Origin of the sequence: Aliiglaciecola sp. 3_MG-2023, assembly GCF_030548205.1 — a bacterium.
GTDB lineage: Bacteria > Pseudomonadota > Gammaproteobacteria > Enterobacterales > Alteromonadaceae > Aliiglaciecola.
Window position 1 is genome coordinate 88,617 of sequence record NZ_JAUORV010000019.1, and the last position, 26,995, is coordinate 115,611.

A 26,995-nucleotide genomic window follows, 5' to 3' on the forward strand; every position below is an offset into this window, starting at 1 on the left:
TTGCCTTAAATTCACTCGCTATTTGGCTAAATAATTACTTTGGGGGGCGGCAAAATAGTCTTTTAAAAACTCTTCAAAAGACAAGGTATCTTCCTGTTCCCGCTGTTTTTGTATTTCAATAGAGTCCTTAGCTTGTTGCTCAAAAGACGTTTTTGAATACACTTTATAATCCGCACTAAGTAAAGCATCACGATATTGTTGTGCTAGTTCAACCCCTAAAGCGCCATTGTCTTTGTTTTCAGAGATTAACTTTTCCAACAGTTGTGCAGAAGGTGTCAATGACGGATCTGCCACCTTTTGTTTTTGTTGCTCAAGGGCCTGAGAATAAAGCGAATTATCATTTGCCTCATCTAACACTGCAGCCACCTGTGCCATTTCCGCAAACAATGTCTCGGTCCATTGCGGAATAGATTTGGCTTCGAGTTCATCACTTAATTTCAGTTCTGGATCTCTACCATTCACCACAACAGCTTTAAGGTTTGATTCCGTTTCTGCGTATTGTTGTTGGGTCATAAAGTCGCTTGGAGCAATCAAACAATAGGTCAGGAACACATCTAGAAAATAAAACTGCTCCTTCGATATACCGATATCACTAAACGGATTGACATCAAGAGCTCTAACTTCAATGTAGTTAACCCCCCTTTTCGCCAATGCATCTGTGGGCTTTTCTAATGGTTCTGTGGGTTGTTTTGGGCGAATGGGCGAATACAGCTCATTTTCAATTTGCAGTACATTGCTGTTGAGTTGACGGTATTCTTCACCTTCTTTAACCTCAAACTCTGCGTACTTTTCCGACGGCGTATTGATGGCCTTACGCACAGATGAAATATAACTGTCCATCTGGTTATAGCAAATATTCAACCCCGCTTGTTCCGAGTTGGTATACCCTAAGTCACTCATTCTTAAAGAAGTTGCATAGGGTAAATACATTGTGCCTTTACCTAAGTGCTGAAACGGTAACTTAGTCTCTTTACCACGAATAAAAGAGCCGCAAATAGCCGGTGATGCACCAAATAAGTATGGGATTAACCAACAAAAGCGTCGATAATTTCTTATCATCGCAAAATAAGCATCTGAAATGCTGTGTTTGTCGGCCTTAGCGCCATCAATATTAGCTAACCATTGTTGCCAAAACTCTGTTGATAAGGAAAAGTTAAAATGCACACCAGCGATGGCTTGCATCATGCTGCCGTAACGATTTTTTAATCCCACTCGATAGAGGCTCTTCATTTTTGCAACGTTAGAACTGCCATAATCAGCGATGGGAATATTGTCTTCGCCATTAATAAAACAGGGCATACTCATTGGCCACAAACGTTCATCCCCAATGTTTTCGATAACATATTTATGCACGTCTCGAAGTTGTTCTATGGTTACATTGGGATCTGCCTCTGGTGGTGTAATAAATTCCAACAGCGACTCAGAAAAGTCTGTAGTAATAAAGTCATGGGTCAACGCCGCCCCTAATTTTTCATTATGCGGAGTTGTCGCCAGACCACCATCGGCATTGATTCTTAGAGTTTCGCGCTCTACACCGTGTTTAATTTGAGGCAAAGTAGCACGCACTTCTGGGCGTTGAAGGATCGCTAACCGATCAGTAAAAGACATTGAACTAGACGTCAAAATACATTCCTAATGAAAAATCGAATTTTAAAAGGTGGGGAAAAATATCTGGTTTTCAAGGGAAAATCACCAAATACCCCATGAATACCTATCCCCCTCCTATCTTAAGGTGAAAGTTAATAATAACAAATTTTATTTAGAAACATTTATTTCTACTACTTCACGGCCTAATTCAGTTAATTGCGGTTTAATCTTGTCTGCATCACCCACAACAATCACTTGCATACGCTTAATATCAAGTAATTCACGGGCTATATCATTTAGCTCTGACAAGGTTATATTCTCAATCACATCCGCTTGGATATCTCGATATTCTCTATCTAAATCATAAGTGAGTAAATGATTTAAAAAGTTAGCTTTGCTTGACGGCGTTTCATAACTCAACGCATCTGCTTGAGTATAAGCGCTGCGCATGGATAACAACTCACTTTGCGTCATCCCATTTTGACTAAAGCGTTGGATTTCGGTTAAAAACTCTTTGATACTGTCGCCGGTATTTTCCTGTTTAACATCAGCAGAAGCTTGAAAACGACCAAGGGTTTTACCGCCCACAAAGCGACTCGATGCCCCATAGGTGTAACCTTTATCTTCACGCAAATTAAGATTAATGCGACTATTAAACATCCCCCCTAATGGATAATTCATCAGCTTACTTTTAAATTGTTGTCCGCTAGCATCATAAGGTAATGCAAGTTCAACTACCCGTACCACAGATTGTGCTGCGCCTGGTTTATCCACTAAGTAGATTTTAGGCTCATGGTGCTCAGGAAATGGCTGGTATGGGGGGATTTGATAAGACGCCCCTTGCCAATCAATTAGAAACTGAATGTCTTTATTAATTTGCTTTTGATCGATATCACCCACTATCACTAAATTGGCCATGGCGGGTGAATAATACTGTTGATAAAACGCTTTAATATCTTCCAGTTCAATATTAGCTAACGTACTTAAATTGCCAGAGTCAGGTAGGCTTATTCGGTTGCTTTGGCCATACAACAAAGTATCCGTGGCGCGTGCAGCTAACACTGACGGATTTTTTAATTGTTGTTGTAGTTGCTGGGCTAGATTTTGCTTAATACGATTAAAATCTTCTGACAAAAATGCTGGTTTAAACAGCTTTGTTTTCAGCAGTTCTAAGGTTTTATCCAAATTATGCACTAAAGAATTCACACGAATTTGGGTATACCGTCCTCCTGCACTGAAACTAATTTGACTGCCTAACAACGCTAGCTCATTGGCCATTTGTTCATTTGTCATAGATGTTGTTGATTCGTTCATCATTTCGGCTGTAAAACTAGCCAGACCCGCCTTTTCAATTGGATCAAGCAAAGGGCCACCTTCTAAACTCAACAATAAGGTGACTGTGGGTGTCTCATCCGTGCTATGTGTGAGCATTTCAATACCATTACCAAACTGGGTACGCTGATACTCTGGCACTTTTACTGTTGGATTAGGTCCGGCTTTTGGCATGATAGACCGATCAAAATCATCAATAATCACAGGCGCTTCAACTTTGTGACCGACAGTGCTAGTGGTAATTTCCCGTTTTGGAAGCTCAAAATTCTGCGGCTTAGCGACCAGTTCGGTTTGTCCGGCAGGCACTATACTCAAAACGACTTTCGCTTTTCCCTTGATGTATTTGCGATAAACACGCATGACATCTTGTGCTGTTACATTGTTGTAGCGATTAAGATCGTATTGAACTAAGTCAGGTTGAGAGTCGAAGGTTTCATTTGCCGCTAATGTCGAAACTTTACCTGAAACACTTTGTAATCCGAAAATGGTTGATGATTCAATGCTCGCTTTCGTTCTAGCTAAATCGTCTTCGCTCACGCCACGGGTTTCGAACTCTAATAAAGATTCTTCGATACGTTGTTGTAAATCAGATAATTTCGTCGACTTAGCAGGGTTTGCTAAGGCGATAAGCTGAAACTCACAAGAAAGTTCTCGACACGGGTGAGAAACCATCGCTTGAACAGCATGGTTGTCTTTCACTAAATTTTTATAAAATAGCGAGGTTTTACCGCCGCCAAGTATATCTGAAAGCACATCCAAAGGCGCTTCGTCAGGATGCCTAACATACACGGTTGGATAGGTTAATTGGATAAGCGGCAAATAGACCTGATCTTCAATAGTGACATAACGATCCCTTTCCAATGATACTGCTCGTTTTTTCGGATCTTCAACGGCAGGCCCTTTGGGTATGCTGCCAAAGTACTTTTGAACCCAGACTAGGGTTTTGTTTTTATCTATGTCGCCACCAATGGTAAGCACCGCATTGTTAGGTCCATACCAACGCTTAAAAAACGCTTTTAAATCATCTACTGTTACCCGGTCTAAATCTTCTACGTAACCAATAGTAGACCAAGAATAAGGGTGCCCAACTGGATATAGAGATTCACCGTTGCGCTCACTTCGCAAACCATAGGGTTGATTGTCGTAACTTTGTCCCCGCTCATTTTTAACGGTTTCGCGCTGAATTTCGAATTTCTCTTGGGTCACAGTATCAAGTAAGAACCCCATACGATCTGATTCTAACCAAAGTACTTTTTCCAACTGATTAGCAGGAACAGTTTCATAATAATTGGTTCTATCACTGTTAGTAGAACCATTCATAGTACCCCCCGCTTCGGTAATGATCTTAAAGTGCTCATCATCTTCCACGTTTTTAGAGCCTTGGAACATCATATGTTCGAAAAAGTGCGCGAAACCAGATTTTCCGACCTCTTCTCTGGCTGATCCAACATGATAAGTAACATCTACGTGCACCAATGGATCTGAGTGATCTTCATGCAATACTACCGTCAAACCGTTATCCAACTGATACTTGCTGTAAGGAATGGACACATCACCATTGGCCTTATCAGAGTGTTGCTCAACGAGTGTAATGCCAGAGGGGAGATTATCGGTTACTACCTGTGGTTTAGAGTGGTTTTCGGTGGAACATCCGCTGAGAAGTAACGCTGCACTTCCCAAGATCAAAACGAGTCTCTTCACAATACTGCCTTTTATTAATATTCTATACGTGATTTTTTAAATAACTTTGTGTATTAAGTCTACCTTGATGGCACAAATAAAGTAATATGTTGTTAGAAATTGTGTCTGGTGAGTACGAAATGAATACAGAAGAACAAATTATTGATTTAGATTTTGCGGTTTCGCAGCTAAGTGGAAATCAATCACTACTGATTAAGTTACTATCAAAATTTAATGCCCAATATGAAAACTTAGAACATGAGCTAGCGGATTTAAAACAATCACAGGACTTCAAAGCTTATAAAGAAGTGATCCACACAGTTAAAGGTGTATCTGGCAATTTAGGGCTTAATGCTTTGCATCTGTCTTCTAAAAATTTAGAAAGTTCGGTGATCAATCAAGCCGATATTGTTGAGCCTGAAGCAAACTTTCTAACATCTCTTAATCAAACCATAGCTAAAATTAATAGCCTGACCGACGAAAGCTCTGAAGCTGATTCTGTCACAGCGCCTAAAAGCAGCCGCGACCTATTAATTGAGATGTTGAAAAATAATGAATTCATCACGCAAGATAAACTCAATTCTTTACTTGATGACTGCGCTATAACCGAAACAGATAAACAAGAATTGCTCAACGCCATTGACGATTTAGATTATGCTGAAGCTCTTAATGTTATCAATAGAAGCAGTTAGTTTATTGGTGGCAGCGTTGCGATGAAGCCTATCCCCATTGTGTTTGAAAATAGTGATTTTGTTGTTATAAATAAACCTGAAGGTGTAGCCGTTCAAAATGAACAGTCCCAATCAGGAATCTTGCCGCGAATTCAAACACAATTACAACTAGATAAGCTTTGGTTAGTTCACCGTTTAGATAAAGTCACCTCTGGTTTGCTGATACTAGCTAAAAACGCGGTGGCGGCAAGTCGATTAAGTCAATATTTTGCTGCGCGTAAAATTCAAAAATATTATCTTGCTATCAGCGACAAAAAGCCAAAGAAAAAACAGGGTGCAGTCATCGGTGATATGCATAAAGTACGGGATGGTAAGTGGGCACTCAAAACCTCACGTCATCAGCCTGCAATAGGACAATTTTTTAGTGCCGGATTAGGCGATGGACAACGTCTTTTTGTTATCAAACCCCACACTGGCAAAACCCACCAAATTAGAGTGATGTTAAAAAGTCTTAGCAGTCCAATTGTGGGCGATAGCAGCTATAGTGGTACTCCATCTGACCGCACCTACCTGCACGCATACGGATTAACATTTGAAGATTGTGGGCAACAAATTCAGATTAGTTGCCTGCCTGACTCTGGTCAACATTTTACATTCTCAACCGCTAATCCAAAAGTAGCTAGCTTACTTACACCTTGGGAATTAGATTGGCCACAATTGCACATCCAAAAGTCGACTAAATGATACATACCTACATTCGGCACCCGTGGGGCTTAGTTTTCGCCTTAATTATTTTTCTCATATTTTCTGTCGCTGCTGTGATCCCAGTAGAATACATCCCCCTTGACACTCGGTATGACAAGATACAACACGCGAGTATTTTTTTACTATTAACCTGCTCAATCACTGCAAGTTTGCGGTTTAATCAGTGGCTTATTGGGTGTTTACTAAGCATATTTGCGGTGGCAAGCGAATGTATTCAAAACTTGCTCTCCTATAGAAGTGGTAGCTGGGAAGATCTTTATGCTGATTTTATCGGTATCTTCGTTGCTTGCCTGCTTATTGAATTGGTAGTTCGAGTGTATCGAGTTTTACGGAAATTATTGGCATGATGAACATTTTAGGCAATGGTGCAATCGGCAACCTATTGGCATTGCAATGTCACAAGTTGCACCTTGATTATTGCATCCTTGCCCGCTCACAGGCCCCTACAGAACTACTCTGTCGTGCTATTGAGCAGACGCCCCAATCTCACCATTCCCAGCCGTCATTTAGCACAGCAACTGCATTGCACCCCGTTTATCATCAAGAAACTGATTCAATAGATGATGGCCTGTTTATTTTACCTTTGAAGGCCTATCAAATCATTCCCGCTATTGAACAATATAAAGCGAAACTTAGCCCTGAGGTTCCAGTGGCTTTATTGCACAATGGAATGGTGGATCAGCAACATATACTGCAGCTTTTACCCAGCAACCCTATTATTGTTGCCACCACTAGTTATGGTGGGTTTAAACCCCAGCCAAATAAATTAAATATAACAGGTATCGGGGCAACGCAAGCGGGATGGCTGCGAAACAGCGTAGATAACCCCTACTTCCAAAGTATATTTGAGAAGCTGTTACCTCCTTGTACTTGGCATTCCGATATTTCACTAATATTGTGGCGAAAGTTAGCGGTAAATGCGGTGATAAACCCGCTCACCGCAATTTATAATATTCCTAACGGAGCCTTAGCACAGCCACAATATCACAACACCATCATGGCAATTAATGCTGAAATTTGCACCCTTATGAATCGCTTAGAAATGCCCGTTACTGAACAACAATTATTGAGCAATTGCATGTCAATCATTGACAAAACCGCGGCTAATTATTCGTCCATGCACCAAGACGTGCTGCATAACCGCAAAACCGAAATTGAAAATATTAATGGATATGTGGTGAGTCAGGGGAAGATTTTATCAATACCAACCCCGATAAATAGTCATTTACTTGAGCAGGTAAGAAAAATAGAGACTTATTCCGGTAAAAAATAAATCTCTATTTAAATCAAGTGTGGCGAATTATTCCTGCGAGCCCTGTGGTCTCATATGTGGGAATAAAATGACATCTTTAATAGTTGGACTATCAGTGAATAACATCACTAAGCGATCAATACCAATGCCTTCACCAGCGGTAGGAGGAAGACCATACTCAAGTGCAGTAATGTAGTCTTCATCAAAGTGCATGGCTTCATCATCTCCAGCATCTTTTTCTTCTACTTGCTTTTTAAAGCGTGCAGCTTGATCTTCTGAATCATTTAATTCCGAGAAACCATTGGCTAATTCACGTCCTCCAACAAAAAACTCAAATCTGTCGGTAACAAAATGGTTTTCATCGTTACGACGAGCCAGAGGCGAAACTTCCCAGGGATAAGCAGTGATAAATGTAGGCTGGATTAATTTCTCTTCCGCTGTTGCTTCAAAGATTTCACACAGGTATTTACCCGCTCCCCAAATACCATCGACTTCAGGCTCTTTAATTTTCAGTTGTTTCGCCATGGCTTTTAATTCATCCAAATGATTTTCTGGATCTTTAATTGCCGCTTCGTTGGCTTCAGGCCAATATTTTAGTACCGCGTCGTTCATGGTTAAACGTTCGAAAGGTTGACCAAAGTCATATTCAACCTCACTGATAACATTGCCTTCAATGTCTTTTTCAGTGCTTTTAATAATAGTGCTACCCAATACATCCTGAGCTAACGTACGCAACATGTCTTCGGTCAAATTCATTAAATCATGATAATCAGCATAGGCCTGATAGAACTCAAGCATCGTAAATTCAGGGTTGTGACGTGTGGATAAACCTTCATTTCGGAAGTTTCTGTTAATTTCAAATACACGTTCAAAACCACCCACCACAAGACGCTTCAAATAGAGCTCTGGGGCGATACGCAAATACATATCAATGTCTAAGGCATTATGATGAGTCACAAAAGGTTTAGCTGTGGCACCGCCAGGAATAACTTGAAGCATAGGTGTCTCAACTTCCATGTAATTTCTGTCGGTTAAGAATTTACGAATGCCTGTCACAATTTTACTGCGGATCATAAAGGTATCACGGGTTTGTGTATTGGTGATCAAATCCACATAACGCTGACGATATTTAGTTTCTTGATCAGCCAGACCATGAAACTTTTCTGGTAGCGGTCGCAAAGACTTTGTCAGTAATTGATATTCATCCATGTTGACATACAAATCGCCTTTACCTGATTTATGCAATACACCCTTAACGCCAATAATGTCACCAATATCCAAGCTGCCGTATCTCGCTTTAATATCTTTTTGGGTATCTTTTGCTGCGTAAGATTGAATACGCCCAGTCATGTCTTGTAGCAATAAAAATGGACCACGTTTAGCAAGTATACGCCCAGCGATACTAACCACTTTGCCTAGTTCAGCAAGGGCTTCTTTTTCGTGATCGGAAAATTCGTCTTGTAGATCTTGGCTATAAAACTCACGTCTAAATGAATTTGGAAAACCATTCGAGTTACACTCGCTACGAATTTGCTCTAACTTGCTGCGGCGTTCCGCAATTAATTTATTTTCATCTTGCTGAATGTCAGTCATCGACTTTCCTGAAAGTGTTTAAATCTGTAAAAAGACTCTATTTGTTAAAGGCCAGACTTTAAGCTGGCCTGAATGAATTTATCTAAGTCGCCATCTAAAACGGCTTGGGTATTTCTGGTTTCAACACCCGTTCGTAAATCTTTAATCCGCGAATCGTCTAACACATAAGAACGGATTTGACTGCCCCAACCTATATCGGACTTACTGTCTTCCATGGCTTGCTTTTCGTCGTTCTGCTTTTGCATTTCGTATTCGTGAAGTTTCGCTTTTAACTGTTTAAAAGCCTGATCTTTATTTTTGTGTTGTGAACGGTCGTTTTGACATTGCACAACAATATTTGTTGGTAAATGGGTAATCCGCACCGCTGAATCAGTACGGTTGACGTGCTGCCCACCAGCACCTGATGCACGATATGTATCGATACGCAAATCAGCAGGATTAATATCAATTTCGATATCATCATTAATTTCAGGATACACAAAGGCTGAAGCAAATGACGTATGACGACGGTTACCTGAGTCAAAAGGCGACTTTCTGACCAGACGATGTACTCCTGTTTCAGTGCGCAGCCAACCAAATGCATATTCACCGGAAAATCGAATAGTGGCACTTTTGATCCCAGCGACATCGCCATCAGAGACTTCAATTAATTCTGGTTTGAAGCCATGAGCTTCTCCCCAGCGCAAGTACATGCGCAAAATCATATTCGCCCAATCTTGAGCTTCGGTGCCGCCCGAACCCGATTGGATATCAAGATAACAATCATTAATATCGTTAGGGCCTGAAAACATACGACGAAACTCAAGCAACTCTAATTGCTCAACAAGCTGATCAAGTTCAGCTTGGGCTTCATCAAAGGTTTCTTCATCTTCAGCTTCAACGGCTAATTCAAGCAGGCCTTCAACATCTTCTGTACCCTGATCAAGTTTTTCAATAGTTTCAACAACTTGCTCTAAGGCTACTTTCTCTTTACCTAAAGCTTGAGCACGGGCTGGCTCGTTCCAAACCTCAGGACTTTCTAACTCGCGACTAACTTCTTCTAATCGTTCTTTTTTAAGATCGAAGTCAAAGATACCCCCGAAGCAAAGCAGTACGTTCTCTAACGTCTGCTAGCAAATTTTGTATAGGATTGATTTCAAACATAAATCTTATTTGCGTATTTTAAATTAGGGCGAGGATTCTACCGGATTTAGCGGCGTTTGGACAGATGTTGAGAAGGATTAAGACGGTATAAATTATACCGTCAATGTGAATTCAAATATTTATAATTAGTGATTAAGTTTGCGGCAGGTTTCCACCAAGGTTTTACCAATATTTTTCAACGCCTTTTCTGTGGCTTCATCCGTAATGTTGCCATTGTCATCAAATTTAGAAAAAGCATCACTTATGGCTATTTGCCCTGGTAAAACCATAGTGCCTAGATTTTCCATTAGCATGCGTAAGGTAACCAACACACGCATCCCGCCCAATCCTCCCGGAGATGCCGCCATAATACCAGCCACCTTTCCTCGATAAGCTTGCAATGGTGTTTCCCCTTCAATTTTACGTGACGCCCAATCTATGGCGTTTTTAAACAGCGCGCTGTAAGAACTGTTGTACTCGGGTGAAGATATTAAAAATCCATCGCTATTGATTAAAAGCGCTTTGAATTTTTGAGCATTGGGATCCATGCCTCTTTCAGCTTCCAAATCTTCTGTAAAAAAAGGCAGGTTAAAATCTTCTAAATTCACTATTGTCACTTGGGCACCTTCTTCTTCAGCTCCCTTAGCAGCCACAGCAACCACCTTTTTGTTCACTGAATCACGACGACCACTGCCGCTAAACGCCACTATTTTAACCATTTCAAATCCCCTGCTTTTATCTATTACATTTTTTCTAAGGTGCTGATACCAAGCAATTCTAACCCTGATTTAATGGTCTTAGCCGTTAAAGCAGAGAGTGCGATTCGACTGTTTTTTTGTTCTTCAGTCACGCCATCTTTGAATATTGGGCAAGCTTCGTAAAATGTCATAAAACTGCTGGCTAAATCATACAAATAACTACACAGAACATGTGGCGTCGCTTCATTAACAAGTAAATTTAACGCTTCAACGTATTGCAATAGCTTCACCGCTAAACTGCGTTCCTGAGCAGTTTGCAGATCAATATTAGCAACAAACTTGCTTGTGTCGTCGGCCCCATCGTTGAATATTTTATTCGCTCGGGTGTAAGCATACTGAATATAAGGCGCAGTATTGCCTTCAAAACTTAGCATTGAGTCCCAGTTGAAAATATAATCTGTGGTTCTATTTTTACTTAAATCTGCGTATTTAACTGCACTAATGCCGATTTTTTCAGCAATTTCTTGCTGTTCTTGGGCACTAAAATCAGATTTTCTGGCAGCCATTAATTTTTCAGCCCGTTCCACCGCTTCATCTAACAAATCAGCTAACTTCACGGTGCTACCACTGCGTGTTTTAAAGGGTTTGCCGTCTTGCCCTAACATCATTCCAAACGGACAGTGCTCATATGTTTGTTGAGGGCCAATGAACCCTGCTTTACGCGCTACAATTTCAGTTTGTTTAAAGTGCAACGCCTGGCGAGCGTCAGTAAATATTAAGGTTCTATCTGCGCCCAACGTTTGACAACGATAGCGAATTGCAGCCTGATCTGTGGTTGAATATAAATAGCCCCCACCAGATTTTTGAATGATATATACCGCAGGCTCTCCCTCTTTATTGGCCAATTCTTGGATGAATACAACGAGCGCACCTTGATCCTCAACTGCAATACCTTTTTCAATAAGTTCATCAACGGTTGGCTTCAAATCATCGTTATAGGCACTCTCTCCCATAATGTCTTTGCGGGTAAGGGAGACATTTAGCTTATTGTAGACTTCTTCACTGTGCTTAATTGAGATATCAATAAAATCTTTCCACAATGATAAACAATGGGCATCACCACCTTGCAGTTTCACGACATATTGTCGAGCACGATCAGCAAACCCTTGCTCTTCGTCAAACCTAACTTTAGCTTCACGATAAAAGTCTTCCAAATCAGATAGCGCAGTTTCAGCTACCTGGTTAGACGCTATTTTGTCACTTAGATGCGCTAACAACATGCCAAACTGAGTCCCCCAGTCGCCCATGTGATTCTGACGAATAACATTATGGCCCATAAACTCAAGAGCTTTGACAACGGCATCACCGATAATAGTGCTGCGTAAATGCCCTACGTGCATTTCTTTGGCGAGATTAGGAGAAGAATAGTCAACCACAACGGTTTTCGCTTCTTGCTTCTCCACACCTAAACGCTCATCAGTAAAAGCACTTTGCAATTGCGTGGCCAACCAGTTGGGGTTTAGGTGAATATTGATAAACCCTGGGCCGGCAATTTCCAGCTTTTCGGCGACATCATCTAATTTTACCGCCTCAACAATTTTCGTGGCGATATCTCTGGGCTTTTGCTTTAATATTTTTGCTAACGCCATCGCGCCATTAAACTGGTATTCCCCAAATTCTGGTCGGGTACTTTTGGCTAGTGGCGCTGGAGAGTTTTCAGGCGCACCTATTGCAACTAATGCTGCTTTAAAACGGTCTAGTAAGACAGTATGTAAATTCATAATTTAAACTTAGTTTCTTTAAAAATTAGTGTTCACGAGTAGTATGGAACTCAATATCAGGATAACGCTCTTGAGATAAATTTAAATTTACCATGGTAGGCGCAATGTAGGTTAGGTTATCACCGCCATCGAGGGCTAAATTAACCTCAGCCTTACGTCTAAATTCATCCAGTTTTTTATCATCTTTGCTGTAGACCCAACGTGCAGTGCTAACATTCACATGCTCATACAACGCATCCACATTATATTCGGCTTTTAAACGAGCCACGACCACATCAAACTGCAAAACACCCACCGCGCCCACAATCAAATCATTATTGACCAATGGTCTGAACACTTGCACAGCACCTTCTTCAGATAATTGAATCAAACCTTTTTGCAGTTGTTTCTGTTTCAATGGATCGCGCAATCGAATGCGTTTAAATAACTCTGGCGCAAAATTAGGAATACCCGCAAAGCGAAATTTGTCTCCCCAGGTAAAAGTATCGCCGATTTGAATCGAACCATGATTGTGCAACCCGATTATATCGCCGGCATAGGCTTCTTCTAATAAAGCCCGATCTCCTGCTAAAAATGTGAGGGCATCTGAAATACGCACATCTTTGCCGATCCGGGTTTGGTGCATTTTCATGCCTTTTTCGTATTTACCAGACACGATTCGGCAAAATGCAATACGATCTCGATGTTTAGGATCCATATTGGCTTGAATTTTAAACACAAAACCACTGAATTTATTTTGCTCAGAGGGTACAAGTCCATTATTAGACTCCCTGCCCTGGGGTTTGGGTGCCCATTCCACTAAGCCATCTAACATATGATCAACACCAAAGTTCCCCAGTGCTGTACCAAAATAAACGGGGGTCAGTTCACCATCTAAAAACTCTTGCATATCAAATTCATGTGAAGCACCTTTCACTAGCTCTAGCATTTCACGGATTTCTTCTGCATAACTACCAATGGCTTCGTCTAACATCGGATTATCGATGCCCTTTATAATTTTCTCTTCTTGAATGGTGTGTCCCATACCGGTTTGATACAGAATGGTTTCATCTCTGAGTAAATGGTAAACACCTTTAAATTCTTTGCCCATGCCGATGGGCCAAGTAATAGGTGCGCATTTTATTTTCATTACATCTTCGATTTCATCTAATAAGTCGATGGGATCACGAGTATCTCTATCTAACTTGTTGACGAAAGTCAGAATGGGGGTGTCACGTAATCGAGTGACTTCCATCAGCTTAATGGTTCGTGCTTCAACCCCTTTCGCGGCATCAATCACCATCAAGCAAGAATCCACAGCGGTCAATGTCCGATAAGTATCTTCAGAGAAATCTTCGTGCCCTGGTGTATCAAGTAGATTCACTAGGTGATCTTTATAAGGGAACTGCATCACGGAAGTGGTCACGGAAATACCGCGCTCCTTTTCCATCTCCATCCAATCAGACTTAGCGTGCTGACCTGACTTTTTACCTTTTACCGTTCCGGCTTTTTGAAGCGCATTCCCGAACAAAAGCACTTTTTCAGTGATCGTTGTTTTACCCGCATCCGGGTGAGAGATGATAGCAAAAGTCCTTCGCTTATTGATTTCATTGACAAAATTGCTATTACTCATATCGACAGAACCCTTATATACACCTAAATTTACACCCGTTTATTACACCACCTTCAAAACATTATTTGTAGGTGGCTTCTGATCTGGAGATTGATATCGAATTATCAAGCTCCAGTTGCTTTATCAAGTGCCGACGAATTTCAACAAAAAGCTAAAATCATGACCATCAGCGGCTCTTAGCGCAGCAATATATTCATTGCGGCGCTCATTCATGGCTTCCAGCCTATACCCACCAGCCCAATCAATGGCTGGCTCATTTAATAGTTTAGTTAAAATGGCATCAGCCATTATTCTCGCATGTCTACCATTACCGTTTGGAAACGGATGAATATATACCAGCTTGTGATGAAAACGCGCCGCCAGTTCTTTTGGCGGATATGTACTATGTTCAACCCAATATTTAGCATCATCTAATAACTGTCTAAGTTGAATAGATACTTGTACGGGGTCTACACCAATATTCTTTTCAGTTAGCCTGAATGAACCCGCCCATTTCCACACACTGCCAAATAAACGCTTATGAAGCTCTAACGTAAACCCTTCTGATAAGACATCGGGATGCTTTTGCTTGGCAAGCCACTTCAAACCATCCGTAATGCCAGCTTGTTCCAGTTGGTCTAACTCACCACTGGTGGAGACGTGCTTAAATTTAAGCCCCCCCATTTCATCAGGCTCAAGCGGTGTTGCACCCTCGGGCGTTTCAACAAGGTTTGAATATTCACCCGTCATTCATTATTCCAGAGGTCAGATGGCATCTTATCCACGATTTGAGCGGCAATGCGCTCTATTTCATATTCCAACTGGTCTTTACTCAATGATTGCGCCTCAAGTGCCATATGAGTAGATGCGGTTTTTACCCGCGCACGCGCCTTTTCTATGGCACGCTCTTTAATTACATCTTCAACGTTTTGTTTTGGTACAACGGCATACACAAACTTGCAGTCCATCGCTTCAGCCATTGTCTGCATGGTTTTCAAGGTAACACTGCCATGAGGCTCATCTTGTTCAGCTTTTGACACTCTAGCTTTAGTAACGCCTAGCTTTTTAGCCAATTGCGTACCAGTCATGCCAAGCGCGGTTCTTACCGTTCTTAACCAGCCTTCTTTCGGAAGTCCATGGTTAGGGAGCATAAAGAAGCTACCAAACTGACTAACAGCATGGTTAACTTTATCTCGATATTGCTTGGCAACTATCTTTTCTATACTCATTGTCAACCTTTATGTATACGTGAACAATTAGTTCGTAAACATATTTATATACTTTACATTCTAAATGGTCAACATATTCGTTTACTAAAAAGAAGTTTAAGTAAACAAAATTGTATACCAAAAGCAGTTTAAGATCTTCTCTTTTTGCGGTGTTTGTTGCCGTAAAAAGGAACAAAGCTAAACCCGTAGGGTTTAAAATAACGGCGATATCGGTACTGAAAGTACCGAAAACCATCCTTATTCAAACTTTTAGGGCTTGCGGTTAAAACAACATATTCAATATCAGCGAAACAGGAGGGGTGTGGCAATCAAGCTTATTAGCTCCATAAACCTGATTACGAAGCCTAATAGAAGGACCTGTCCCCATAAGAAAAAGCACGACTTGAGTTAATGATCTCAAACAAAATTATAAAGGGACAGTTTGAGTATTAAAGTAGTATGAGTATTAGGTCTGAATATTAAAACAGACATAGGCGAGGAATTTCCCTCGCCTATGAGCTGACATTTTGATTTTAGAATGCGTATTTGATCGAGGCTTTTACTGTGCGCGGTGCGCCCGGCATAGTCCAAGCTTCAAAATAAGAGTTTTGGTAATATTCTTCATCCAGTAAATTATTTACGTTAAGGTTAAGCTCTAAGTTGTCGCTGAGTTCAACATTGGCAAATAGGTTAATGAGAGTATAACTGGGTAAGTAAAAGTCTTGTTCCAAGAAGTCACCTAGTTGGCTCCCAACATATTGAATAACTATACCTCCATTGCCTTGATAATCACCCACTTGAGCGAATTGACGAAGCATCAAGCTACCGCTGTGCTCTGGCACATTACCCAGCGGAGCACCTTCTTCAATGACATAATAATCCCACAGTGTGATCTCTTTTGAATTTTGCGCATCGACATAGGCGTAGGACAGAGATAATTGCGTGTCCGCGGCTAAGTTGTATGACATATCCACTTCAAAACCTTGGCTTTGCGCTTCGCCGATTGCTTCGGTTGATCCGTCGCCACCAGGGCTACTTGCCAGAATGTTGTTTTTTTCAGTATTGAAAATAGCCGCGGTGCCTTGGAATCCAAGATCGCTTAATTCCCATTTTAGCCCCACTTCCCAAGATTTACTTTCTTCAGGTTCATGGCCTGTACCCTCAGAATTGACGCCGGAATTTGGCCTAGCGCCTTCAGAATAACTTGTGTAAATTCGGGCTTCATTTGACAACTCATAAACTAAGCCCAACCTGGGGTTAGAGTAAGATTTTGAAATACTGGTTTTAGTGTCGGTAAGACGATTGGTAATGTCTTGTTCAAATTTATCAAATCGGATGCCGAACATGGCTTTTAGAGCATCGGTTAAATTAATTTGATCTTGAAAATAGATACCTTGACCGCTTTGCTCTTCAAGATCATCAATATTTGATCCCATTTCAGGTAAATCATTCCTATAAGTGGGGTTGTCAAAATCGATGGCGTAGGCGTCGGCACCATCACCTTCTTCACCTGAATGACGGTAACGCAGAACTAAACGATCGAGTTCATATTCGTATACATCGCCGCCAATCAATAGGTTGTGTTGTAAACCGAATAATTGTGCGGTGCCACTAAACTCAAAGCGTCCCGAATAATCTTCAGCATCAAATTCTCGGTAGCGCCGTTGACGAACCACATAGTTGTTGTCAGCATCATACCAACGAGGTTCAGACACGCTGCCTTCAAACGACGAAGTCCGCACGCTTATTCCCGCGTTAAAGGCCCAATCACTCGATAAATCGTGCTGAATTTCAAGTTGATGGCCAATGGCGTTAATTTTTACAGGACCATCCGCGGGTTCACCGTAGAAATTTGAATATGAAAAAGGCTTATCTTCAACATAAACAACCCCGCGATCCATGTCGGCTTCTTGCTTTAAATATTCTAATTCATAACTGACAAGAGTATGGTCACTCAGTTGATAGAGAAATGAAGGGGTTATGACGGTTTTTTTCTTATCTACCGTATCGCGATAGCTTTCTGAGTCTTCATGTGCACCATTTACTCTAAATGCTAAATTGTCAGTAAGCCGATTGGTGTAGTCGCCTTCGGCACGTAGTTGAGCATAACTGCCTGCGGTCAGTTTAAGATAGCCAGCTTCTTGGAATTGAGGTTTTTTAGTGGTGATATTCACTGTCCCACCGGGCTCTCCGCGACCATAAAGTGCAGAGCTAGGGCCTTTTAACACTTCAATAAACTCAACGTTCGAAGTATCACGGTTACCGCTAAAACCACGGCCAGCGCTAAAACCATTAATCAAATAAGCCGAAGGCAAGTTTTCGTCCCCAGCAAACCCTCTGATTGCAAACATGTCCCATAAGCCACCAAAATCATTTTGTCGGGTAACACTGCTGACCAACTCTAAGGACTCAGTTAGCCCTGTTATACCCGTAATTTCGAGGGTTTCGTTTGAGATGCTAGCGATAGCTTGCGGTAAATCTTTCACTTTCACGTTGCCGCGATAAGACTGGCGTAAACTCTTTACTTCAACCACTTCTAAACTCTCATTTGCCGACTCTGTAAGATCCGCTCCTTGCGCCGCGAATGGCGCGAGTAAAGCAGCACCAATATAAAAACTCAGAGGCTTCAGTGAGCGCATAGGTAAATGGCTTTTCATAGCTATTGTTTTCATTTTCATGTTTGTCATTACTTATTGTGTGGAGTAGTCGGAAAATTTGGGTAATGTTGACATTGTTTCTAAACGATATTCCGCTCGAGTAAACAACAGCGGGTAATAGAAATGTCGCAAAGCTTTGTGGTAGGCGCGAATATCTTGTTCATATTGCATGGCCGCACGCGTGTCTGTTTTAGCCAATGAAGACATTAACCTTTGGGTTAACATCGGCGGTGACAACAGTGCAAATTTTCCTGCAAGCGTGTCTTTTTTTAGGGTTGCTTGTTGATAGGCTTTGGAAAGTTCGCTGACTTTTTTATCGCCGACTTGCTGAAACGCGTAATACCATTTCCATTCAAATGTCGGTCCCATATCAATGTGATCTTTCCATTGGGGATAATCAGCTAAAAAAGCGTCCCAAGTGTCAGATTCAGGCAAATCCCAAGCATCATTTACGGCTTCGCGTTGAGTCAATAATATATCTGCCCCACTCGGACTCGTGACCATGTTGTCAATCGCAACATCGCTAGCAACAGGGATTAAGACACTCACCAGGATCCAAACCGACAATAGTACCGATGCGATTTTAGTAGAATTTTGATTTGAGCTTAATCGGCTTGAGGTATACCAAAAAATGAGTAGCGTCCAAAATAGTATGTGAGCCACGACCACCATGATGGTAAAAGCTGTTTCCACAAAAGATGCACCCGAAACAATAGCGCCGACAATAAATGGCGCCAATATAACTCCCCCTAAGGCGGAACTCATGACGAAAGCACGAGGAAACCACAGGAACTTTTGTTTTACCGCTGTTGTGAGCAATAAATCGTAGCGTCCTGCTTCACGCTCCGATGAGCGCAAGTCGTGCAATAATAAAATGACGAAGAGAGGCAACAAAATGCTGATTAAAAAGGCAAAATCAAAGCGCCCTAAAAACGAGAGCTCCGGGTTATCAGCATCGGTTTCGTATATTTGCCCCTCAATCGCTAGCATTCGAATACGGTGTTTCCAGGGATAAATGTCTCTTTGCCCTATTGCCGCAAACGCCAATGAAGAAGGCTCGGAGTAGGTTAAATTAAAGGTGTAGTATGCGGCCATGCCGTAATCTGGTTGGTGTGCTATTACACTATCGCGGTCTATTTTGTCTTTTTCTTTTAATCGTTCAATGGTAGTTGACTGGCTTTGCATTTCACTCAAACCAGACCAAACAGCGAATATCGACAAGGAAAACGCGATGCCTAGTATTCCCAATAAATACTTTTGTTTAAAAAGAAAACCGGCTTCTCGACGAATATTTGAAAAAAACCTCATTGGCTAATTCTCCTTACTGCAAAACGAAGACCCAAAAAGACAATTGCTCCCCATAACAGTAATTGCAGAAAATGAGGGACACTTTTAGCAAGCCTGACTGTCGCGCTATCTGGCGTAAAAGAAAACTCAGACAAGACACGCCAGTTGCCGGCACTCACTCGCGCCGCTTGGTTGTCGTTATGACGATTCATATCAGTTTTATAATCTAAGGTGTCTTGATGGACCTGATTAAGAGATTGCACAAAATCAAACCTTAACTTTTCAGCTTCTCGCAAAAATCTGTGGTGAGTTTCTAAACTTGTGCCGGCTATCATCATTGAAAAAGAACGAATAGCCGTCATTGGGGTTATCCAACCGAACTGGCGCGCGATTTTGGCTTGTTGTAACTCCTCCTCCATACGCTGTTCAGAAAATTTGTTCAGAATTTTAGTAAGTTTTTCTTCGGAATATTTGGCAACAGTGCCGCGGAAGTTAATAGGCAGCTCATCAATGTTTTCCACACCGTATTTTATCAACAGATTTTTCTTTAATTTTTCAAACGCGGGAGATGAGGCATTATGTCCGTCTCCAAGTTTTCTGAGCTCTTCGTAAACAGCAAAGTCTGCTTCTAGTTTCCCGGGAGATGGCGCTAGAACAGCGGCACTGGAGCTACCAATACGAGGAATAAGAATACAAAAAATAATCCACAAACCAACCAAAGTGGCAAAACTCACACTATTTTTTCTGCTTAACCCTGAAACCGTTAAAACAATTCCGCTCCAAATTAAAATATAAAGAAGATAACCTCCAACAAAACTACTTGTCAGTAAAAATGACTCCCCCTTGGTTGTTGCCCAAAATGCAGCGATCACTAATGGCAATAACATCAGAATACCGCTACCGACCAAGGCTAAGTACTTACCAAACAGTAAATGCCATATATTCACCCCTTGGGTGATCATGATATTCAGTGTACCGGCTTCTTTTTCGCGGGTGATACTGGCATAGCCAATTAATATGATGAAAAGAGGCACCAACACTTGCAGCAAAAAGCTGGGTGTTAAGCTGCTAAACCGGGTCATTCCTGATGCCTGTCTTTGATCGGAAAATACGGCGCTGTTTTGTCTGTGCCCTTCTAAAAAAATTGAAGTACCGGTGTAGGCATCAACACCAGGTTCAATAATACTTAGGGGAGAAGGTGCTCGAAAAACATAATGTCCATAGTGCACCATTCGATGGGGGTGACGATCGGGCTGCTCAAAAAATTGAGCTTCAGATGCCTCTTGAAAGTGTTCCCTCTCATGGGTAGCGTGCTCCATTTGCACGCTATTGATCAGCGCAGAAATGATGGTTAGCAAAATGCCAATGAGCAATATACTGGTTGCCGTTTTTGTTCGTTTCCAAAAACGCCATTCGTCTTTGGTTATTTGGCTAATGGCACTCATCGCTTGTTTCTCGCTGAAAAGGCGGAGTGAACCACTTCGGTATCGATATGAGAATCTTCCCCTCGCTCGAACATACCGACGATTTTCCCCTGATCTAATAACGCAATTCGATGGGCAATTTGGCAGGCCCCATATACATCGTGAGTAACCATAAATACAGTCGTGCCTTCAGCTGCTAAGGTTGCGATTAGCTGATTGAATTCGTCTATTGCATTTGGGTCTAAGCCGGATGTGGGTTCATCTAAAAACAATACGGGCGCTTCTCGCAACAGTGCCAGAGCAATGGCGACTTTTTGGCGCATCCCTTTTGAATAGTCAGCCATCGCTCGATGCCAAGCAGACGATTGCAATGCTACCCGTGTTAACGCTTGCTCTATTTCTGTTTGCGTTCGTGAGATTTGCGCTAACGAAAGAAAGTAAGAGATATTTTCAATACCTGAAAGGTGTCCGTATAAGGTAACGGATTCAGGCAGATAGGCGACTTTCTGACGAATATTGTCGATTTGCTTAGTGACCGACATGCCTAAAACTTCAGCCTTACCAGTTGAAGGCCGCACAGTGCCTAGAAAAGTTTTTAACGTGGTTGATTTGCCTGCGCCATTGCCGCCTAGTAGGGCAAACACCTCTCCTTTTTGAACCTTAAAACTGACATCGTCTAATACGGTTTGTTGGTTAAAACGAACACTTAAAGACGAAGCTACAATAATTTCGTTGTGCATTTATTTACTCTGTATCGGTCGTGGGTGATAGAAGATTTACAAAAGAATTGGAATGATATAATATAACATCACGTTTTGTATATTTTTTTATTTTGATTTTTGTTGTGGCAAAAAGGAATGGATTGATAAGTTCTACACTTAAGCCACACAGGGGCAGAAATAGAGGTTAAACGTATAACGTTGCGGTTGGGGTAAATAAGGGAGAACGGCTTCTATGTGTTAAATGTTTAGTCACTAAACATTGTTATTCGACGTATTTACTCCCATGCAATCTTGGTCAACGCAAAATAACGAGATTTTTAATCATGATTGCAGCTGTCAGCATAAAAGAGTACTAGCTAATCGGGTGTCGATACTGGAAAATTTAGCTGGGCGGTACGTGTCCATGTTGAAAATGGTAAAGTAAAAAGCTGGAACTGGTTTGAAGACAGCTTTGCAGTTTCTAAGGCTTACCACGCTCAAAAATAATATCAATCAAGTATTAAAAGCTCGATATGCTGTTTAAGTATATCGAGCTTATGCTCTAGCTTTATTTAATCACCTCAACCACGGCTTTTTGTTTCTCTATTTTAGAAAACTGCAAAGCATCGTTGAGTTTGGCAAAATCAAATTTATGCGGGTTTTCGACAACAATGGTTTGCTGAGCAATTTGGCCCAACAACCTCTCTGCATCTTTAATCAACCGCAGCCACTGGGCGGCCTCCTTATTGATGAAAATGGGGTAACACTTGGTCGGCAATACGCTGCATGGCATCTTCAACCGGCAAGGCGTTGCGTCTAAAATGTAGGCCGATGTGGTTAACACCGGCGTCTTTCATGGCTTTTAGCTCTGTAATAAGACCATTCACACCGGTTTCAATGCCAAATCGATGGCGTTTTATCGGTGCTTGATCCTCTGCTAATAAATTTAAATGAATAAAACTGACATAGGGTTTGTCGCCTGCCACATTTCGCCATAACTGAACCCGCTTAACATGGTCGCTAGGTGTGCCTGGATAGGCCAACCAACCGTCCATATTTTCGCCAACCCACTGCGGGCTTTGCTGAGCAAGCCCTGCTACATAAAGGGGAGCTTGAGGCGATTTAGGTAATAAATCCATGCCCTGCGATAAGCTTTTTTCACCCTCTTTTAAAATACTCAACGATTGTCTAAACGTTTCACCGCGAGTTTCAAAATCAACGTCAAACAATGGATATTCAACGGGTCTGTCGCCGCTAGCAACCCCCAGAATTAATCGGTTATTACTAAGCTGCTGAATAGTGGCAGCGGCTTTTTTAACTAACCAGGGTTGGCGCAATGGCAGTACCACGGCCGCTGTACCCAGTATGATATTTTCAGTGATAGCAGCCAAATACCCAAGGTAGCTAAAGGTCTCAAAAACTTGTGCTGCATCGCCCAAATTAGGGTCGTAAATGGGCACATCCCTAACCCATGCAACTCTAAAGCCTAACTTATCGGCCAGCTGAATTCTCCCATGATGTTGGCTCATGTCAGGAACGCCAAACGGCGTCCCCTGTGTAGCATCAAAGCGGGCCCAATCATTGTCTAGGGGCAGTTCTACGCCAACTGAAAATGTATCCTTAGCCAATTTGTCAAAGGTATTGTTTGCTGCTTGTGAGACTCCCGTTGTCATACCTGGCTCCTTATGCATTATTGCTTGTTGCTAGTGAGCGCTTGTCTAGATGTCCGCTGTAACGGGTTACGGCGAGTGCAATTATGGTAATCAAAGCCCCAATCCAAGCTGTGTCTGACAGCTCCATACCATCAACAATGCTTCCTCCGATGATTGAACCTAAGGCAATCCCTATGTTAAAGGCGGCAATATTAAGGCCAGAGGCGACATCTACGGCATTAGGAGTGAATTTTTCAGCAAGTTGCACAACATACACTTGCAGGCCTGGCACGCTACCGAATGCAAATGCCCCCCAAACCAATACGGTGATAACAGCTGCAACTTTACTTCCCATGGTAAAAGTAAGGGCTAAAAGAATGACTGACAGCAAGGTGAAAATCACGCTTAGCGCACGAATAGGGCCTTTTTTGTCTGCCAATTTACCGCCATAGATGTTGCCTACCGCGACAGAAACCCCGTACACCAACATGATTAAACTAATGGCAGAAGGTGCAAATCCGGTTTCTTGTTGCAAAATGGGGGCAAGGTAAGTAAAAGCAGTGAAGGTGCCGCCATAACCTAGAATCGTCATTAAATAGACCAAAATTAAACGTGGCTGTATTAAGACTTTCATTTGTTCGCTTAACGTAGTTGCTTTGCTCTGCTTAAGGTTATTTGGCACTAATAAAGCACTGCCAATTAAGGCAAGTGTACCTAGCCCTGAAACTACCAGGAATGTCGCTCGCCAACCAAAATGTTGGCCAATCCAAGTCCCTAAGGGTACGCCAGTGACGAGTGCGACAGTTAAACCAGTAAACATAATTGCAATAGCGCTGGCTTCTTTTTCCTTTGCCACTAAGCCGGTGGCAATAGTCGAACCAATGGAAAAAAATACGCCATGGGCCAAACCTGTAAGAATCCGTGCCATAATCAAACTTTCATAGCTAGGTGCTTGCCAAGCAAGAATGTTGCCCGCCACAAATAAGGCCATTAAGCTAAGTAATACGTGCTTTCTGTTCCACTTGCCTGTTAATGCCGTTAGCACTGGGGCACCAATGGCAACTCCTAGGGCATAAAGACTAACTAACAATCCGGCACTGGGTAGCGAAACCCCAAGATCGCCTGCAATGGTCGGTACCAGACCGACAATAACAAACTCGGTGGTGCCAATAGCAAAGGCACTCAAAGTTAAAGCAAATAACGCAATAGGCATTTTTTTATCCTCTAAAGTGAATTTGTCAGTGCTCTTAAATGATTGTTAAGTACACCGACGTTCTGATAGTTAAGTAAGTGCGTAGAGTATTGCGTTATTTTTATTTGCAAAAAACAGCATTAATGACAAAATACTTTTGTTAATTTTGATAAAATAGAGCAGGCAATGGCAGTAAAAGCGAAAACTGAAGACTTAGAAGCTTTTCTCACAGTGGTTGATACAGGTAGCTTTTCCAGTGCAGCCAACTTACTCGAACAGCAAGTGGCCAAGATCAGCCGTTCAGTCACGCGCTTAGAAAAATCCCTAAACGCAACCTTATTAAACAGAACGACCCGCAGGCTTGAGTTGACTGAAGAAGGCGAGTTGTTTTTGCGGTACGCAAGAGACGGGCTGAATATACTTGAAAAGGGAGAGGAAACCTTACGACTATTAAAGCATTCTCCTTCAGGTAAGTTACGAGTGGATGCCGCTAGCCCTTTTGTTCTTCACCAACTTGTCCCGTTGATTGGCGAATTTAACCAAGCTTTCCCCGACATCAAGTTAGAAGTTACTAGTCATGACAGCATTATCGATTTGCTGGAATATAAAACTGATATTGCTATTCGAATAGGTGATTTGAGCGACTCCAATTTACACGCTAAACGATTAGGGAAGAGTCAGTTGCACTTGGTAGCAAGCCCAGAATACCTTAAACGCCATCCAATTGACGGCAATGTAAGTATGCTTACCAACCATAGGCTGATAGGCTTTAGCGATTCTCCTAACTTGAATAAATGGCCACTTAAACAACAGGCGAAGCTGAACTTCAATTTGTATGCATCAAGTGGCGAAGCCATACGACATCTTTGCTTAGCAGGCCAAGGTATTGCTTTGCTGTCAAACTTCATGGTGAATAAGGACCTTGCCGCTGGCTCATTGGTTACTGTGTTGGATGACGAAATTATGTCGCCAAATCGACGAGAATCGATACAAGCCGTGTATTACAAAAATAGTGCGGTATCGTCGCGCATATCAGCATTCTTAGATTTTATTCAGCCAAAACTTACTCTCTAATGGCTTAAACAAGCCGCTTTTGTGTACTTTTACTGATTAAAACAGTCATATTATTTTGTGAACTCACAGCAAAAATTATCAGCGCTGAATTTAATAAAGCCCAGGAAACGTCTCAAAACCCTTGGGGATCTGAAGTTTTTTGACTAAATGGTCTATGTTTTATAAAAATAAAGTAAAAAAATGAAATTTTAGATTTACTGTTAGAATTTTTTAGCTTATATTTTCATCTGGTAAGTTTTTTACCGATTTTTATTTTATTGGAAAAGTCGATGTCACGAAGAAAGAGATTTAGCGGCGAACAGCTGCGTTCTTTGAGAAAAGAAGCTGGTTATACTCAGGAAGAGCTTGGTTTGCGAGTTGGGATCAGCAGAGAAACTGTGTCAGCTATTGAAAATGACAAACCTGAAACCATGAATAGTATTGGCGTAGAGGTTATCAGTAAATGGTGGTCTGTTTGTCGTCAAAGGGCCTCTGAACAAACGAGAGAGTCATTTTTCTCAACCGTGATGGATTATTTCGGCTTTTCACATAGCTGATGCTACTTTCTCATTATTTGCCCAAATTGATTACAGCCCTCCTAGGAGGGCTTTTTATCTTTGCGGGTATGTATACTTTTGGAAATCCCCTTTTATTCGACCGATTATTTATCTGTATCCTAGTATTTACTGCAATCGTGTGCCGGAAAAATATCAATGTCTTAGGTGTTGTTATTATTTTGGTGCTTCAGCGATTAGTTGAAGAAACGGCCTGGTCTATTAGCGAATTAGAATTTACGGATTTGATCAAAGCTTCTTTCTACCTGCTGAGTATCGCCGTTTACTGGAAGATCAAATACGACAAAGCAAGTAGACTCCTGTTGCTAAGTCTCATTATTTCAATATCCGCTGAATTTTATTGGATATTTTATCAAATAATCGCCCCTGAAATTTACTGGTACATCTCGTTACAATCCTCTTACTTGTTTGCTCGACACCTTTTTTTCATGCGTGTTGCCTACATGTCTGATTTATTGCCAAAGCAAAAAGTAGAATCGGTAAACCTCGATTGGCAAATGTACAAACTCAATGCGCTATTCGCCGCACTGCAAATGTTTATGATTATTGAATACATTATTCGAGGTGTATTTGACTATACAAAAGTAATGTTGATTTGGACTTCATATCCATACCTAGCTCAACTTTGCTATACCTACCTAATCTGGATCGTTTTCTACGAAAGCTATAAGTTACTCATACCCAAACTACTCCGCGCATAAATTACTGCAAAATTGTTTAAAAAAAACGCATACTGTTACACTGTTGTGGATTTAAATCCACATTTGCTTTTTTTAGATATAAGTAAGGAAAACAATGAAGCACGAAAGCGTTTTGAGCACTATTCAGCTTGCTTTAGTACATTCCACCTCCGCGGTGACTAGCCGTGGTTGCACTAAATCTAAACTAAAATCACCCACAGCCGAAACAGTTGAAACACCCTTTTAATGTAAAGTAGGCTCAACTTTTTCTGCTAAGTAACACCACTAACCCATTAATTAAAGTAAGGAAAGACCATGAAACACAACACGCTTATCAAAGCCGCTATGCTGACAATAGCACTCACTACCTCTGTTGCTGCCACTCAAGCACACGCTGGCTCTAAGCAAAAGCCACCCATTGGTACTGAAGAAACCAGCAGCTGGTATGGCAACATTCTTGATTTTTTCAGCTAACTAAACACCACTAACCCATT

Annotated in this window: 24 protein-coding genes; 8 read left to right on the forward strand and 16 right to left on the reverse strand. The window is 41.6% G+C overall.

The window, feature by feature from the left end:
- Window positions 1-18: 18 nt before the first annotated feature.
- Together gshA and Q4574_RS18760 are read right to left on the reverse strand one after the other, a co-directional pair.
- Window positions 19-1,608 carry a glutamate--cysteine ligase gene (gene gshA, locus Q4574_RS18755; RefSeq protein WP_303476531.1) on the reverse strand — a complete coding sequence of 530 codons (1,590 nt, stop codon included), beginning with the start codon at window positions 1,606-1,608 and terminating at the stop codon, window positions 19-21.
- A gap of 147 nt (window positions 1,609-1,755) precedes the next feature.
- Window positions 1,756-4,620 carry a pitrilysin family protein gene (locus Q4574_RS18760; RefSeq protein WP_303476498.1) on the reverse strand — a complete coding sequence of 955 codons (2,865 nt, stop codon included), beginning with the start codon at window positions 4,618-4,620 and terminating at the stop codon, window positions 1,756-1,758.
- 86 nt (window positions 4,621-4,706) lie between these two features.
- Here Q4574_RS18760 and Q4574_RS18765 point away from each other — a divergent pair, with 86 nt between their 5' ends.
- Genes Q4574_RS18765 through Q4574_RS18775 form a run of 4 tightly spaced genes read left to right on the forward strand, consistent with a single transcriptional unit; the run spans window position 4,707 to window position 7,308 of the window.
- Window positions 4,707-5,291 carry an Hpt domain-containing protein gene (locus Q4574_RS18765; RefSeq protein WP_303476500.1) on the forward strand — a complete coding sequence of 195 codons (585 nt, stop codon included), beginning with the start codon at window positions 4,707-4,709 and terminating at the stop codon, window positions 5,289-5,291.
- Window positions 5,292-5,312: 21 nt separating this feature from the next.
- The gene (locus Q4574_RS18770; RefSeq protein WP_303476501.1) at window positions 5,313-6,014 is read left to right on the forward strand and encodes a TIGR01621 family pseudouridine synthase; all 702 of its coding nucleotides are present in this window, start codon (window positions 5,313-5,315) and stop codon (window positions 6,012-6,014) included.
- The gene (locus Q4574_RS21515; protein WP_368411654.1) at window positions 6,011-6,382 is read left to right on the forward strand and encodes a VanZ family protein; all 372 of its coding nucleotides are present in this window, start codon (window positions 6,011-6,013) and stop codon (window positions 6,380-6,382) included. Before Q4574_RS18770 ends, Q4574_RS21515 begins: the two co-directional genes overlap by 4 nt.
- On the forward strand, window positions 6,379-7,308 hold the full coding sequence (locus Q4574_RS18775) for a ketopantoate reductase family protein (protein ID WP_303476502.1): 930 nt from the start codon (window positions 6,379-6,381) through the stop codon (window positions 7,306-7,308). Before Q4574_RS21515 ends, Q4574_RS18775 begins: the two co-directional genes overlap by 4 nt.
- Before the next feature lie 27 nt (window positions 7,309-7,335).
- Here Q4574_RS18775 and lysS read toward each other — a convergent pair whose 3' ends face one another.
- The 14 genes from lysS to Q4574_RS18845 form a co-directional block, all read right to left on the reverse strand.
- Window positions 7,336-8,880, reverse strand: coding sequence for a lysine--tRNA ligase (gene lysS, locus Q4574_RS18780; protein WP_303476503.1), 1,545 nt, complete (start codon window positions 8,878-8,880; stop codon window positions 7,336-7,338).
- 44 nt (window positions 8,881-8,924) lie between these two features.
- A protein-coding gene (gene prfB / locus Q4574_RS18785) for a peptide chain release factor 2 (RefSeq protein WP_303476504.1) occupies window positions 8,925-10,023 on the reverse strand; the annotation gives its coding sequence in 2 pieces (ribosomal slippage) (window positions 8,925-9,947 and window positions 9,949-10,023; 1,098 coding nt in all).
- A gap of 125 nt (window positions 10,024-10,148) precedes the next feature.
- Window positions 10,149-10,721, reverse strand: a complete 573-nt coding sequence (locus Q4574_RS18790) for an NADPH-dependent FMN reductase (protein WP_303476505.1) — start codon at window positions 10,719-10,721, stop codon at window positions 10,149-10,151.
- 23 nt (window positions 10,722-10,744) lie between these two features.
- Window positions 10,745-12,481: an arginine--tRNA ligase gene (gene argS, locus Q4574_RS18795; RefSeq protein ID WP_303476506.1), complete on the reverse strand. Its 1,737-nt coding sequence runs from the start codon at window positions 12,479-12,481 to the stop codon at window positions 10,745-10,747.
- A gap of 25 nt (window positions 12,482-12,506) precedes the next feature.
- Entirely contained in the window at window positions 12,507-14,093 is a 1,587-nt protein-coding gene (gene prfC, locus Q4574_RS18800) for a peptide chain release factor 3 (protein ID WP_303476507.1), read from the reverse strand.
- Window positions 14,094-14,216: 123 nt separating this feature from the next.
- Window positions 14,217-14,822, reverse strand: a complete 606-nt coding sequence (locus Q4574_RS18805; protein ID WP_303476508.1) for a mobile mystery protein B — start codon at window positions 14,820-14,822, stop codon at window positions 14,217-14,219.
- Window positions 14,819-15,301 (reverse strand): mobile mystery protein A, encoded by a 483-nt coding sequence (locus Q4574_RS18810; RefSeq protein ID WP_303476509.1) that lies wholly within the window; start codon window positions 15,299-15,301, stop codon window positions 14,819-14,821. Before Q4574_RS18810 ends, Q4574_RS18805 begins: the two co-directional genes overlap by 4 nt.
- Window positions 15,302-15,813: 512 nt before the next feature.
- Complete coding sequence (locus Q4574_RS18815) at window positions 15,814-17,958, reverse strand: TonB-dependent siderophore receptor (protein WP_303476510.1); 2,145 nt, start codon at window positions 17,956-17,958, stop codon at window positions 15,814-15,816.
- A gap of 12 nt (window positions 17,959-17,970) precedes the next feature.
- Window positions 17,971-19,245, reverse strand: a complete 1,275-nt coding sequence (locus Q4574_RS18820; RefSeq protein ID WP_303476511.1) for a DUF3526 domain-containing protein — start codon at window positions 19,243-19,245, stop codon at window positions 17,971-17,973.
- Window positions 19,242-20,669, reverse strand: a complete 1,428-nt coding sequence (locus tag Q4574_RS18825) for a DUF3526 domain-containing protein (RefSeq protein WP_303476512.1) — start codon at window positions 20,667-20,669, stop codon at window positions 19,242-19,244. Before Q4574_RS18825 ends, Q4574_RS18820 begins: the two co-directional genes overlap by 4 nt.
- On the reverse strand, window positions 20,666-21,388 hold the full coding sequence (locus tag Q4574_RS18830) for an ABC transporter ATP-binding protein (protein WP_303476513.1): 723 nt from the start codon (window positions 21,386-21,388) through the stop codon (window positions 20,666-20,668). Before Q4574_RS18830 ends, Q4574_RS18825 begins: the two co-directional genes overlap by 4 nt.
- 529 nt (window positions 21,389-21,917) lie before the next feature.
- Window positions 21,918-22,070: a hypothetical protein gene (locus Q4574_RS18835; protein ID WP_303476515.1), complete on the reverse strand. Its 153-nt coding sequence runs from the start codon at window positions 22,068-22,070 to the stop codon at window positions 21,918-21,920.
- Between the two features lie 22 nt (window positions 22,071-22,092).
- Window positions 22,093-23,022, reverse strand: coding sequence for a TIGR03571 family LLM class oxidoreductase (locus tag Q4574_RS18840; RefSeq protein ID WP_303476516.1), 930 nt, complete (start codon window positions 23,020-23,022; stop codon window positions 22,093-22,095).
- 10 nt (window positions 23,023-23,032) lie between these two features.
- Window positions 23,033-24,214 (reverse strand): MFS transporter, encoded by a 1,182-nt coding sequence (locus Q4574_RS18845; RefSeq protein WP_303476519.1) that lies wholly within the window; start codon window positions 24,212-24,214, stop codon window positions 23,033-23,035.
- A gap of 165 nt (window positions 24,215-24,379) precedes the next feature.
- On the opposite strand from Q4574_RS18845, the gene Q4574_RS18850 reads away from it, so the two are divergent.
- From Q4574_RS18850 to Q4574_RS18865, 4 genes are all read left to right on the forward strand, one after another.
- On the forward strand, window positions 24,380-25,267 hold the full coding sequence (locus Q4574_RS18850) for a LysR family transcriptional regulator (RefSeq protein WP_303476521.1): 888 nt from the start codon (window positions 24,380-24,382) through the stop codon (window positions 25,265-25,267).
- Window positions 25,268-25,536: 269 nt separating this feature from the next.
- Window positions 25,537-25,803, forward strand: a complete 267-nt coding sequence (locus Q4574_RS18855; protein WP_303476523.1) for a helix-turn-helix transcriptional regulator — start codon at window positions 25,537-25,539, stop codon at window positions 25,801-25,803.
- 179 nt (window positions 25,804-25,982) lie between these two features.
- Window positions 25,983-26,522, forward strand: coding sequence for a hypothetical protein (locus Q4574_RS18860; RefSeq protein ID WP_303476525.1), 540 nt, complete (start codon window positions 25,983-25,985; stop codon window positions 26,520-26,522).
- 294 nt (window positions 26,523-26,816) lie between these two features.
- Entirely contained in the window at window positions 26,817-26,975 is a 159-nt protein-coding gene (locus tag Q4574_RS18865; protein ID WP_303476527.1) for a hypothetical protein, read from the forward strand.
- Window positions 26,976-26,995: the final 20 nt, after the last annotated feature.